The organism is Sphingobacterium griseoflavum (assembly GCF_014653155.1).
GTDB lineage: Bacteria > Bacteroidota > Bacteroidia > Sphingobacteriales > Sphingobacteriaceae > Sphingobacterium > Sphingobacterium griseoflavum.
In genome coordinates this window covers 123,293-135,358 of the sequence record NZ_BNAF01000004.1, presented here as the reverse complement: position 1 = coordinate 135,358, position 12,066 = coordinate 123,293, and the positions used below count along the sequence as shown (strand labels likewise).

The 12,066-nt window shown below is 46.4% G+C and carries 12 protein-coding genes; 7 read left to right on the top strand and 5 right to left on the bottom strand.

Features of this window, described 5'->3' with window-relative positions; genetic code table 11:
* Positions 1 to 58: 58 nt before the first annotated feature.
* A complete protein-coding gene (gene mgrA / locus IE165_RS06420; RefSeq protein ID WP_189625779.1) occupies positions 59 to 1,093 on the bottom strand; it encodes an L-glyceraldehyde 3-phosphate reductase in 1,035 nt (344 codons plus the stop codon).
* Positions 1,094 to 1,279: 186 nt separating this feature from the next.
* Here mgrA and IE165_RS06415 point away from each other — a divergent pair, with 186 nt between their 5' ends.
* From IE165_RS06415 to IE165_RS06400, 4 genes are all read left to right on the top strand, one after another.
* Positions 1,280 to 1,915, top strand: a complete 636-nt coding sequence (locus IE165_RS06415; RefSeq protein ID WP_189625778.1) for a peptidylprolyl isomerase — start codon at positions 1,280 to 1,282, stop codon at positions 1,913 to 1,915.
* 134 nt (positions 1,916 to 2,049) lie between these two features.
* Positions 2,050 to 3,105, top strand: coding sequence for an endonuclease/exonuclease/phosphatase family protein (locus IE165_RS06410; RefSeq protein ID WP_189625777.1), 1,056 nt, complete (start codon positions 2,050 to 2,052; stop codon positions 3,103 to 3,105).
* Positions 3,106 to 3,425: 320 nt separating this feature from the next.
* Positions 3,426 to 4,424, top strand: a complete 999-nt coding sequence (locus IE165_RS06405) for a beta-ketoacyl-ACP synthase III (RefSeq protein ID WP_189625776.1) — start codon at positions 3,426 to 3,428, stop codon at positions 4,422 to 4,424.
* Positions 4,425 to 4,626: 202 nt separating this feature from the next.
* Positions 4,627 to 6,168, top strand: a complete 1,542-nt coding sequence (locus tag IE165_RS06400; RefSeq protein ID WP_189625775.1) for an NAD(P)H-hydrate dehydratase — start codon at positions 4,627 to 4,629, stop codon at positions 6,166 to 6,168.
* Between the two features lie 46 nt (positions 6,169 to 6,214).
* Here IE165_RS06400 and catB read toward each other — a convergent pair whose 3' ends face one another.
* Together catB and IE165_RS06390 are read right to left on the bottom strand one after the other, a co-directional pair.
* Positions 6,215 to 6,850, bottom strand: a complete 636-nt coding sequence (gene catB, locus IE165_RS06395) for a type B chloramphenicol O-acetyltransferase (protein ID WP_189625774.1) — start codon at positions 6,848 to 6,850, stop codon at positions 6,215 to 6,217.
* Between the two features lie 2 nt (positions 6,851 to 6,852).
* The gene (locus IE165_RS06390; RefSeq protein WP_189625773.1) at positions 6,853 to 7,686 is read right to left on the bottom strand and encodes an AraC family transcriptional regulator; all 834 of its coding nucleotides are present in this window, start codon (positions 7,684 to 7,686) and stop codon (positions 6,853 to 6,855) included.
* Between the two features lie 95 nt (positions 7,687 to 7,781).
* Between IE165_RS06390 and map the strand changes: the two genes are divergently transcribed.
* The 3 genes from map to IE165_RS06375 all read left to right on the top strand — a co-directional run bounded on the left by map (position 7,782) and on the right by IE165_RS06375 (position 9,848).
* The gene (map, locus tag IE165_RS06385; RefSeq protein WP_189625772.1) at positions 7,782 to 8,543 is read left to right on the top strand and encodes a type I methionyl aminopeptidase; all 762 of its coding nucleotides are present in this window, start codon (positions 7,782 to 7,784) and stop codon (positions 8,541 to 8,543) included.
* A 261-nt stretch (positions 8,544 to 8,804) separates the two neighbouring features.
* The gene (locus IE165_RS06380; RefSeq protein ID WP_189625771.1) at positions 8,805 to 9,272 is read left to right on the top strand and encodes a GNAT family N-acetyltransferase; all 468 of its coding nucleotides are present in this window, start codon (positions 8,805 to 8,807) and stop codon (positions 9,270 to 9,272) included.
* 69 nt (positions 9,273 to 9,341) lie between these two features.
* Entirely contained in the window at positions 9,342 to 9,848 is a 507-nt protein-coding gene (locus IE165_RS06375) for a GNAT family N-acetyltransferase (RefSeq protein ID WP_189625770.1), read from the top strand.
* 10 nt (positions 9,849 to 9,858) lie between these two features.
* Here IE165_RS06375 and egtB read toward each other — a convergent pair whose 3' ends face one another.
* Together egtB and egtD are read right to left on the bottom strand one after the other, a co-directional pair.
* A complete protein-coding gene (gene egtB / locus IE165_RS06370; RefSeq protein WP_189625769.1) occupies positions 9,859 to 11,019 on the bottom strand; it encodes an ergothioneine biosynthesis protein EgtB in 1,161 nt (386 codons plus the stop codon).
* Positions 11,020 to 11,033: 14 nt separating this feature from the next.
* The gene (gene egtD / locus IE165_RS06365) at positions 11,034 to 12,026 is read right to left on the bottom strand and encodes an L-histidine N(alpha)-methyltransferase (RefSeq protein ID WP_229826388.1); all 993 of its coding nucleotides are present in this window, start codon (positions 12,024 to 12,026) and stop codon (positions 11,034 to 11,036) included.
* Positions 12,027 to 12,066 lie beyond the last annotated feature (40 nt).

Here is a 12,066-nt window from a genome sequence, read left to right as displayed (position 1 = left end):
GCAACTGGACATGGCCGTGTCTCTCCATCTGCTTGTAGAGGGAGAGACACGCTGTCTGCTATGCATCGAGCTCTGCAGACTTTGTCCAAATATTGATCTGGCTATCCAGCGCGTATCTGTCTATCGCTGCAAGCTCTTGATCAGAGAAATCTAAATGCGCCAATGCTCCTACACAATCCACCACCTGCTGTGCGTTGCTGGCGCCAATCAATGCGGAGCTTACGCGCTTATCACGCAACACCCAGGCGATAGCCATTTGCGCGAGGGTTTGTCCACGTTGCTCGGCCAATTCATGCAACGCTTTTACGCGTGTCAAATTCTCTTCCGACAGGAAGTCTGTAGATAACGATTTGGCCTGACTTGCACGGCTTCCCTGCGGTATATCGCGTAGATATTTATTGGTTAACATCCCTTGAGCAAGTGGCGAAAACACAATAGATCCTAACCCAACTTCTTCCAAGGTATCCAATAGACCATCGGTCTCTACCCAGCGGTTTAGCATAGAATAGCTGGGCTGATGGATAACAAATGGTGTCCCCAGTTCCGTTAATATGTTATATGCTTCGCGCGTGCGCGCTGCATTATAAGAAGAAATACCGACGTAAAGTGCTTTTCCAGCTCGTACCAAGTGATCCAACGCTTGCATGGTTTCCACCAACGGCGTCTCTGGATCAAATCGGTGTGAATAGAAGATATCCACATAATCGACACCCAAGCGCTTCAGCGTTTGGTCGCAACTGGCAATCATATTTTTTCGACTCCCCCATTCGCCGTAAGGCCCATCCCACATCAAATATCCGGATTTAGATGACAGGATCATTTCATCGCGCAAGCCAGCAAATTCCTCTTTCAGCATACGTCCAAATGCTTTCTCGGCACTACCTGGAGGCGGCCCGTAATTATTTGCCAGATCGAAGTGTGTGATTCCAAGATCGAAGGCAGTGGTGCAGATATCTACCTTTGTTTGGTGCGGCACGTCATCGCCGAAATTGTGCCATAGGCCTAAAGATATTGCAGGCAAACGGAGTCCGCTTTTGCCCAAACGGTTGTATCGCATCTGCTGGTAACGATCTGGATTAGCTACATATTTCATGAAAATCTCTATTTTTTATGGCAAAATAGTCAAATTCACGCAGAATAACAACGCCACAGCACAGCTTCTCCTGGCAGCACAACAACCAAATTAACATCCCAATTGTGTAGAAAGCATTAAATTTCTCAACCAGTTGCCTGCCTTCGATTTTTTTCGATATGTTTGGGAGAAATACCGCCATTATCTATGAAAAAAATCTTGTTTGTTTGCTTTGCTTTATTTGTTTGCAACGGAATCTCGGCTCAAACCAGCCGCGTTTTATTTAAAACCAACTACGGTTCTTTTAAAGTCCTGTTATATGACTTTATGCCGAAGCATAGGGAGCTATTTTTGCAGGCGATTAAATCCGATGTATATCGTGATGCGCTTTTCAACCGCGTCATCGAGAACTTTGTGGTGCAGGGTGGAGAACACGATACGGACATTGCGAAGCGTGAAGCAGCGCATCCCGAGCTTGGAAAACCACGCTTAGCCGCTGAATTCGATCCACGCGCCTACCACAAGGTTGGTGCCTTTGGTGCCGGACGCGATGATAACCCCGAAAAAGCGTCGTTTCTCAACCAGCTGTATTTCATTGTGGGAAAGCCGGTCAGCACGGAAGAGCTGGACGCTCTGGAACAAAAGAAAGGGTTTGCCTACACAACGGAGGCGCGCAACACGTATTTGCAAATCGGTGGACAACCCCGGTTAGACAATGATTACACTGTTTTCGGAGAGGTGTACGAAGGCTTATCGGTTTTGCTGGAAATTAGTAAGGTTCGAACGGACAAATCAGACTATCCCTTGAAAGAAATCCATTTTACGGTGGAAGAAATCCGCTAGATAAGATCCATCTATTGGAATTCCCGCGAAGGCCTCCCACCTGCTATCCAGCACGTGGCTGTCTATTAAATTTCAATAAAATCTAAACAAACAATGCAAAGACGGGTTAATGTTGTAAACCGTATACAATTATTATGCATGACGCTTTAATTATTACTGGAGTCATAATCTTGTGCTTCACCTTAATCCCACTTATCCGAAACGATTTTTGGACCTTTCGGGTATTTGACTACCCTCGGATACAAAAATTGTTTTTAACTTTTGTATGGATTGCAGCTTATTTTGCTGTCGACCTTCCGATGGATACCGCTACTACAATCGTCGCAGTACTGATATTTGCCAACGCTGTTTATCTTATCTACCTTATCTTACCCTTTACCATATTAGGGAAGAAACAGGTACAGCAAGCAAATGAACACAGCCCCGAAAACAGTATTTCCCTACTGATTTCGAATGTATACGAGGACAACAATAACATCACAGGGTGTCTCGCTGTTGTAGAACGCTGTGCAGCAGACCTCGTGCTGTTGCTGGAAACAAATCACAAATGGGCCGAGGGGACCGCATCATTGGATGACAAGTATGCCTACCGTGTCAAAGTGCCAATTGATAATACCTACGGGATGTTATTGTTTTCCAAATATCCGATCAAAAATGAGAAGGTTCGATATCTTGTAGAAGAGGACATCCCGTCGATAAGCTGCCAAGTAGAATTGCCGAGCGGACAATTGATACAAGTTTTCGCCGTGCACCCCACGCCACCTGTACCGAATGAGAACCCTCGGTCGACAGAAAGAGACAAGGAACTGCTATTGATTGCGAAAGATGCAAAAAAATCTAACCTGCCAACATTGGTGATGGGCGATCTGAACGATGTAGCATGGAGCTATACCACTACCCTCTTCCTGAAAATAAGTGGTTTATTGGATCCTCGCCGCGGCCGCGGCTTCTTCAACACTTTCCATGCGCATTATCCTTTTATGCGCTTCCCACTCGATCACGCCTTTATCTCCCCGCATTTTAAGTTGATATCCATCCGGAAAGAGGACAATTTTGACTCAGACCACTTCCCTATTTATGCGCACCTACAATTTGAACACGCAGCAGATGACGAGCAGGAGGATGCCGTGCTTGAAGCTGATCAGGACGATAAGGAAACAGCAGCAGAAAAAATCAATACAGAAACATAGCGTAGTGGGTTTCCTGCTGCTTTACGCTGTTCAGAAAAAGCTAAATTGCTTTTAGGGTAGTAACGATTAGTGCTTTAAAAGCAGATATCAGGCGAATGATAGGAGACAGCTGTCTCCCATATCCCATTACGGCAAAGAAAGCGTTCACCGATGCTGTGGGTAGCAAATCAAATGGCAACATAGCATGGGGACGGAAGAAAACAGGGATGATTTTATGGCAGATATTTTAACTTTGGAATTTAATCTGTTGCTCGCATCAGCATGAGTCCGATAAAAAAAACGTACATTTGCCCAGTTTTATTGAGGAGAATCAAATACACATGCAAGATAATTACCTTTCTAGACCATATGCAGCAATAACTGGTATTGGTGGATATGTGCCACAGAAACGAAGAACGAACTTTGATTTGGAACAGGTGTGCGACACCTCCGATGAATGGATCGTGAAACGAACAGGGATCAAAGAGCGTCGGATCTTAGACAGCGATCTCGCAACATCGGATATGGCCGTTATGGCTATCCGCGACCTTTGCACCCGCTTTGGCAAAGATCTTAACCAAGTCGACGCAATTTTGGTGGCCACCTCAACGCCCGATGTCATGATGCCTGCCACGGCAAATATCATTGCTAAAAAATTGGGACTAAATAACGTTTGGGCTTTTGATATGAATGCAGCCTGTTCTGGCTTTTTGTATGCCTTGGATATGGGTTCATCGCTAATAGAAACCGAGCGTTATAAAAACGTATTGGTGGTCGGTGCTGATAATATCAGTGCGTTTGTAGACATGCATGACCGCTCCACCAATATTTTATTTGGCGATGGAGCAGGTGTTGTTTGGTTGGAGCCCTCGTTGGAAACTGGCATCATCGATGCGTTTATGCAGAGTAACGGTGATGGCCGTGCCTACTTAAATATTGAAGGCGGCGGTTCGCTAAATGCCCAGGACAATGAAAATATCGCTTTGGAAAAGAAATATATTCGACAAGACGGCAAGGTGGTGTTCAAACAAGCCATACAATCCATGAGCGATGCCTGCAATCAAGTCTTGAAACGGAATAACCTAGCTATTGATCAAGTTGATTGGCTGATCCCGCACCAAGCAAACAAACGCATTATCGATGCGGTGGGTAAAGAAATAAATATCGCCGCCGGACGGACTTTAAGCAACATCGAATACCTCGGCAATACCATTGCAGCAACGATCCCCCTTTGCATCTGGGAAAATCTCAAAGAGCTGCAAAAGGGCGACCTGCTCATGCTAACTGCCTTTGGTGCCGGTTTTTCTTGGGGAGCAAGCTTGCTTCGCTGGGCCATCTAAAAGGTGATATTTGGTATAAATCAACGACAAAGCTTACGCACAAAACGTAGGCTTTTTCTATTTAATCACCGGCATGGGGTAATTTGGCGCAGCTACCGGGGAGGTATCTTGTATCAAAATTAAGCTATGTGCGGCCAAATCTTGGAAACTTTAATCGATCTCATTGGTTATTTTAGTCCATAGGTGCACGAAACAGATCGTTATGAAAATCCTCTCTACGCAACAGATCCTCGACATAGAAGAACAAACTAAGCTACAAGAACAACTGCCGGAAGCGGCTTTGATGGAACGTGCGGGACGCCTTTTGTTCGGCGCGTTGCAGCAAGTTTTTGGAGAATGCCGATGCAAAGCTGAAATACTATGTGGCTTTGGCAATAATGGGGGAGATGGATTGGTCTTGGGACGCCTGTTGCACAAGGCCGGCCACGCAGTAAAAATATACCTTTTACAACATAGCAGCTACAGCTCGGAAAATCTACTCAATCAACAGCGACTGGTGCAGGCGGGTATTGACATCATCGCAATAGACAAACACAGCGGACTGGCATTCGAAAAGGGTAGCATTATCATAGACGCGCTTTTCGGCCACGGCTTGTCTCGCTTGCTGGATGAAAGTTGGCGGATGTTAATCCAGCAGATCAATGCGGTCGACAACCCTGTTTTTGCTATCGATGTTCCCTCTGGCTTATTGGCCGACAAACATACGCCTACTGATGCCATCGTTGTAGAAGCAAACCAAACGTATACGTTGGGCTTTGTAAAGGTGCCGCTCCTGCTGCCGAGTTACGGCCGTTTTACAGGCGATTTCATGCTTTTGGATATGGGGTTTGATCAGCGCATAATAGCCGAGAAAGAAACCTCAGCACATTACACGACCTCGATCGATGTCAAAAAGCTCGTCAGGCCACTGGCTAAATTTTCGCATAAAGGGACATTTGGCCATGCAGTGGTTGCGGGTGGACGATATGGCAGTATCGGCGCTACCGTGTTAGCAGGCAGAGCGGCGATGAAAAGCGGTTGCGGTTTGGTGACCTGTTACGTGCCACAATGCGGTTATCAAATCATACAGTCCACCGTACCGGAAGCATTGGCAAAAACAGACCCAAACGAACGTAGCATCAGTACCTTCACCAAAGAAGCCCTTCAAGGCGAATCGCTTTCGGTGGGTATGGGGATGGGAACCGCTGAAGAAAGCCGAAAAGCGCTTTTTCAACTGCTGAAAGACTTAGAAAAACTTGCCGATCCACCGAAGCTGTTGTTGGATGCAGATGCCTTAAATATCCTATCATCACAGCAGGATTGGCTGCACATGCTCCCTCCTTTTTCGATCCTAACGCCACACCCCAAAGAATTGGAGCGATTGATCGGCAAGTGGCAGCACGATTTTGACAAGCTTCAGAAGGCACTGGAATGGACGGCTACCTACCAACAGATTCTAATCGTTAAAGGAGCAAATACGGTGATCATATTTCCGGACGGACAGCTGCATTTTAACTCGACCGGGAATCCTGGAATGGCTACCGGCGGTGCAGGAGACGTATTATCGGGAATTATAGGTTCACTTTTAGCACAGCGCTACGCACCGCATGACGCCGCAATCCTCGGTGTGTATTTGCACGGATTGGCTGCCGACTGTGCGGCGAAAGCCGTGCATCAAAAGAGTATGACGGCGACAGATATAATCGACCACCTTTCAGCCGCATGGTTCTATCTATTGCCCGATACAGCATTGCCTCTCCGCTAGCATGCCCCGCAAAGGGGAATACGGGAATACTATACTAGACATCGCTTTACAAAGGTTCGTACAGGCAATGAAAAAGGTATAGCCCTTCTACGTCTGCTGAGCAGATCAGGGCCATGGAGGCAGCGATCTTTTCCATTTCCCAATCCCACCATCGTATCTCCAACAGTTTATCAATATCGCTGGCTACAAACCGCTTCCGAATTTCTTTCGCAGGATTACCTGCAACGATAGCATATGGCTCTACATCCTTAGTAACCAGTGTTCGGCTACCGATTATGGCCCCATCTCCTATCTGCACACCCGGCATAATCATAGCCTCGGCACCAATCCAAACATCATTGCCGACACGCGTGTCGCCGGCTGCTTTAAAACCATTTAAGCTATCGGCAAATCCGTCAACCTCGTCCATAAAGTAGAACGGAAAGCTCGAAATCCAGTCGCTGCGATGTCCCTGGTTGCCCGCCATAATAAACGAAACGCCCGTTCCGATCGAACAATAACTTCCAATGATCAACTTGTCCACACCATCCCGATCAGGAAAGAGATAACGGGCACAATCTTCAAAAGCATGACCATGGTAGTAACCCGAATAATAGCTAAACTTACCCGCTATAATATTGGGATTGGTATTGTGCTCGGCGATAATTTTGCCTCGAAAAGGGCTTTCGAACTGATTTTCCATATTTAGTGGCGAACGCTTTTTTTGAAATATTGCCTTGGCGATATGCCCAGATATTTATTAAAATCTTTAACCAAATGATTGGCATCGTAGTAACCGCACACATCAGCAACAGCATGTAGACTAGACACGGTGTTTTCCTGAAGACATTGATAAGCAGCAAGAAAGCGCTGCAATTGCTCAAACTGATACGGACTCATTCCCAAACGCTGTTTAAATTGACGTTGCACCCATTTAGGATGAAGATGAGATCGTAGGGATCGCTCTTGAACCGCCTTGGAGCGGGCGTTTCCTGCCTGCATAGCAATTGCAAGTTCATCAAAAGCTGAGGCCGTATGATCTACTGAAGAAAGCTTGCATAGTTTCAGCAGCTGGCTCTCCAACGCAGCGACAAGACAAGGTGCCAGATAAATCTCATTAAAAAAAAGTGCTAGTTCAGCATGATACGTGGCAAGGCTATGCACATAAGGCTGCATGAACGCTGTTTTCCCGAAAAGTGCTTGCCAAGCGGATGGAAAAAAGCGTACGATGGTCAATTTTTCACCATCTGCCACGCAGGGGGGCAACCAATAGCTGTGATTGATCGCGCCTGCCGTAAACCATATCGGTCCCAAAGAAATGGGTTGGTGCTGAACACGGCACATACTGCCCAGATCATTTCTTGGAAGAACGATTAATGCGGGTAACCCATCATTGAAAAGGGCGATCTCTTCGGGCAAATTAGGGAGCTCGAACTGATAAATTCCCTCGACAAAATGCGCCATCCGAGGATCGACCGCCAGTCGTCTCCCATCTTGATCAAATGAAAACCGAATGGATGTTAAACACTGTATAGGCATAGCAACAAATATAACCAAATTAGCTGGTACTGTTGCTGTCCAAAATTTACTACCTACAGCTAAATCCGTCGAGGTATCTTTGCAATAAAAAAGAGATGATTGTAACCACGGAGCAGGAGCTCAATATGTTAAAACAGGCGGGACACATCGTAGCCGAAACATTGCAGTACATGTTGGAACAGGTGCGCCCGGGCATGAGCACCAAGGAGCTGGACGAGCTAGGCGGAGTTTTTTTAACGGCAAAAGGTGCGCGTTCTGCTCCTCGACTAACGTACGGTTTTCCGGGGAATACCTGCATCAGCGTTAACCATGTTGTCGCGCATGGCATTCCTGCCAACGATATCATATTGCAGGACGGTGATTTAGTGAACATCGACGTTTCCGCCGAGTGGAATGGCTTTTGGGCCGACAATGGCGCGTCCATCCTCATTGGCGACGATAAGTATCCTCAACGAAAATTGCTGGATTGCTCGCTCCGCACTTTGCAAGCGCTGATACCCCGTATGCGAGCGGGCATACGCATAAATGAAGTAGGCGCCTACATGGAAAAAAGTGCAAAATCAGCAGGCTTCCATGTCATTAAAAACCTTGGAGGCCATGGTTTGGGAAACGCCTTGCATGAAGAACCAACTGATATCTTAAACTTTAGGGATCCCTCAGATAAACGGCGCTTTCGCAAAGGTTCGGTGGTCGCTATAGAAACTTTTTTTAATACACGCTCCACCCTAGCTGTCGAGCAGGCTGATGGCTTTACGATGCTAGGGAATAAAGGTGGATATGCCGTACAACATGAGGTAACGCTGGTCCTGACCGATAAAATGCCCATCGTGATTACCCCCATGTTATATTTATCCTGATTTGCCGCATGCTGCCCATGCTGCAGCAACCCACTTACTCCTTCGGCCATAGCACCCAAATAGTCGCTACTCTAGATATTGTTATGCTTATAACGACGATGCGACTAGGTTGAGAGGCATGATCGCCTTCAGCCTCAAGCAAATGAAGGGATCTCAATGAGGCGGATGGAACGTTTGTAAAACCGGTCAGATTTTAATACATTACAACGAAATAGTGATGGCACAGCGAAAAAGTGTGATTAAGAAAATATTGCTGAACGCATGGAAAAAGAAATAAGCATTCGACCTTACGCACCACAGGATAAGACGCCGTTATTGGAAATCCTCCGCCTACTGGTACCGACCTACTTTGCCGAAGAGGAAATTGCAGACTTTGATCACTACCTTGATCTGGAAACTGAACTTTACTTTGTAGCGGAGCTACACGGAAAAATTGTAGCGGCAGCCGGCATCAACTTTCACGAGGCGAATAAAATAGCGAAACTAAGCTGGGATTTTGTGCATCCTGCACAGCATGGCAAAGGCTTTGGAACAAAAATGCTGCAACATCGCATGGATATTATTAGATGCATGACACACATAGATGCCATCAGCGTACGCACCTCACAGCTTGCCTTCCAATTTTATAAAAAAAATGGCTTTGAACTTATCGACATCCAAAATGATTACTGGGCACCGGGATTTGATATGTATAAGATGATTTATCACGTTCGGTACGGATCCTTTTAAATAAACCGCGCACCGCTCCGTCGATTTTTCGAGACGATCTATATATTTGCAGCGACAACACTAGAAAACATGGAACCATTACTTTACCGGGACGCTTCAGCATCGGATCTAGCCCAGATTGTAGCGATCTACAACACAACAATCGCCTCTAGATTGGTAACGGCTGATACCGAAGAGATCACTGCCGAGAGTAGGCTGGCCTGGTTTGCCGAACATAGCGCCAACCGACGTCCGCTGTGGATGGTGGAGAACCAAAACGGAGATACCATCGGCTGGGTAAGCTTTCAATCTTTTTATGGTAGGCCGGCCTATAACGCAACGGTAGAGGTAAGTATATATCTAGCTGCGGACAAGCGAGGTGCCGGTTATGGAAAACAGATCCTTCAACATACGCTGACCGTCGCCCCACAATTCCAAATCAAAACAATGCTTGCCTTTATCTTCTCACACAACATACCAAGCTTAAATTTATTCTACCGCTTTGGCTTTACCGATTGGGGCAATTTCCCGCGCATTGCCGAAATGGACGGCCATGAGTATGGTCTCAAGATACTGGGCAAGCGCTTAGTCCCCTGATTCTTTAGCCTCACTTTACTAGGCGAATACCTGTATACTGCCATCGCGTAGACGCGTGAAAGAAGTTGCGATACGTCATACGGCTATGGCCTGCGGGGGTGGCATCCGATGCACCTCGAAGTACCATTTGGTTGACCATAAACTTGCCGTTGTATTCGCCGATAGCGCCCTCGGCTTTTCGAAAACCTGGATAAGGTAGGTATGCGCTATTTGTCCATTCCCAACGTCTCCCCCAATCAAATATCCCCGCGGCAACTTCCCACTCCTGTTCTGTAGGCAGCCGCATCCCCTTCCAAGATGCAAATGCCGCTGCCTCGTAAAAGCTTACGTGACACAGCAGCGAATTTGGGTCGAGGTGCCGTAAACCTCCCAAGGTATAAGTCATCCATTTACCTTCAATTTCGTGCCAGTACAACGGGGCCTGTATACCTTCTTTCCTTACCCAATCCCACCCTTCGGCGTGCCAATGTGTAAAGTCGCGGTATCCCCCTGCCTCAATAAATTCTAAATATTCGGCATTGGTCACCAATTGAGCCGCCATGTCAAAACCGTTCAACCAAACCTGATGGCGACCTTGCTCATTATCGTAACAAAAACCCTCACCGGTAAACCCGATTTCGTATAGCCCTTCTTGTACATGTATAAACGCGCTGGCGCTACCAGAAAAATCTTCCTTCTCTTTGTAAGCCAAATCATAAGGTGGAAATAACGGGTTGTGGCCTAATATATATTTAATATCCGTGAGAAGGAGTTCTTGATGTTGTTGCTCATGCTGCAGCCCTAACAAAAGCAGATCGCGAAGTGGTTCCTGCGCTGACCATTGATCCAACCAGTCAAACATACATACATCTACATGTTTTCGATAAGCATATACGTCAGCAACACTTGGACGACTAAGGTTTCCGCGATCGGTGCGTATCACCCGCGCTCCAACAGACTCATAATAGCTGTTAAAGACAAAATTGTATTGCGGATCAAACAGCGTATATCCCGGTTTTTGCTGCAAAAGAAACGTTTCAAAAAACCAAGTCGTATGTCCTAAGTGCCACTTTGGTGGACTGACAAACTCGGCAGGTTGAACGACGTAATCTTCGGTCAACAAGTTAGCGCAAAGCTCTTCCGATCGATTTCTGATCGCCAAAAATTGATTTAACAAATCTGTCGTTTCCATGTGATTCATCAAATTTAAAACGCTTCCCATATTACGTCTACAAACCAGCCACGACGATCATAGACGGCGTGAACGGGTCTAAATCCGGCTTCCTCAGCCAATGCTTGGGTATCTTCAAAACGGTATTTTTGGGATACTTCCATATGGATCACTTCGCCGCTGGCAAAAGCGATATCTTTGTTGGGAAAGTGAACGGTATGATCAAGGATACTGACAAGATAACTGTTGCAGGCCCCCTGAAGGGGATCGTATTGACAATAGTGCTCAAATAGATCCTCCATGAAATCGGCGCCAAGCTCATGGTTCATCCTGTGCAGCAGATTCATATTGAACTGCCGGGTTAGTCCAGCACTGTCGTCGTAAGCCGCTTGAACAATACGTGGATTTTTCATCAGATCGAAGCCGATAAGAGCCCGATCGCCCGCGTCGAGGAAGGTACGCATATTCATACAGAACAGCTTGGCCTCATCCCGCGACATATTTCCGATATTTGCGCCTAAGAATAACACCACTTTAGGATTATTTCCTGTACGCTGTATATCTGCCAGGCCTTGGAAGTAATCTCCTTGAAAAGAGCTGATCGCAATCTTCGGAAACTCTGCCTTCAGGCGTTCTTCCAACTGCTCGATGATGTGACCAGAGATATCGATAGGCCGATAGGTAAAAGGAAATTCTTGCGCAAGAAGCTCTGCCAACAGATATTGAGTCTTGCTAGCATCTCCTGCCCCAAGCTCAATCAAGTCAAATGCTTCGCCATCTTTAAAAAGATAACGAAGCAACTCCCGGGTTTTCAATTTAAAAATTTCTTCTTCACATCTTGTCAGGTAGTATTCCGGGCAACGCATGATCTGCTGAAAAAGCGCGTCACCTGCCGCATCATAAAAATATTTGGCCGGTAGGCTTTTTTGATCCTTACTCAGTCCCGCAAGTACATCCCCATAGAATGTCCCAGCTTTAGGATGATGATCAACATCATATCGACCAACCTCTTCTTTTCGCATATACATAGGTACCTTGTCTTTGGTTAAGAGACAATCTATTGTCGGA

Excerpts from the sequence above, each read along its gene's own strand:
- IE165_RS06380 (WP_189625771.1), top strand. The coding sequence starts at position 8,805 with ATGGAAAAAGAAATAAGCATTCGACCTTACGCACCACAGGATAAGACG.
- IE165_RS06405 (WP_189625776.1), top strand. The coding sequence starts at position 3,426 with ATGCAAGATAATTACCTTTCTAGACCATATGCAGCAATAACTGGTATT.
- egtB (WP_189625769.1), bottom strand. The coding sequence starts at position 11,019 with ATGGAAACGACAGATTTGTTAAATCAATTTTTGGCGATCAGAAATCGA.
- catB (WP_189625774.1), bottom strand. The coding sequence starts at position 6,850 with ATGGAAAATCAGTTCGAAAGCCCTTTTCGAGGCAAAATTATCGCCGAG.
- egtD (WP_229826388.1), bottom strand. The coding sequence starts at position 12,026 with ATGTATATGCGAAAAGAAGAGGTTGGTCGATATGATGTTGATCATCAT.
- IE165_RS06375 (WP_189625770.1), top strand. The coding sequence starts at position 9,342 with ATGGAACCATTACTTTACCGGGACGCTTCAGCATCGGATCTAGCCCAG.
- IE165_RS06400 (WP_189625775.1), top strand. The coding sequence starts at position 4,627 with ATGAAAATCCTCTCTACGCAACAGATCCTCGACATAGAAGAACAAACT.
- mgrA (WP_189625779.1), bottom strand. The coding sequence starts at position 1,093 with ATGAAATATGTAGCTAATCCAGATCGTTACCAGCAGATGCGATACAAC.
- map (WP_189625772.1), top strand. The coding sequence starts at position 7,782 with ATGATTGTAACCACGGAGCAGGAGCTCAATATGTTAAAACAGGCGGGA.
- IE165_RS06390 (WP_189625773.1), bottom strand. The coding sequence starts at position 7,686 with ATGCCTATACAGTGTTTAACATCCATTCGGTTTTCATTTGATCAAGAT.
- IE165_RS06415 (WP_189625778.1), top strand. The coding sequence starts at position 1,280 with ATGAAAAAAATCTTGTTTGTTTGCTTTGCTTTATTTGTTTGCAACGGA.
- IE165_RS06410 (WP_189625777.1), top strand. The coding sequence starts at position 2,050 with ATGCATGACGCTTTAATTATTACTGGAGTCATAATCTTGTGCTTCACC.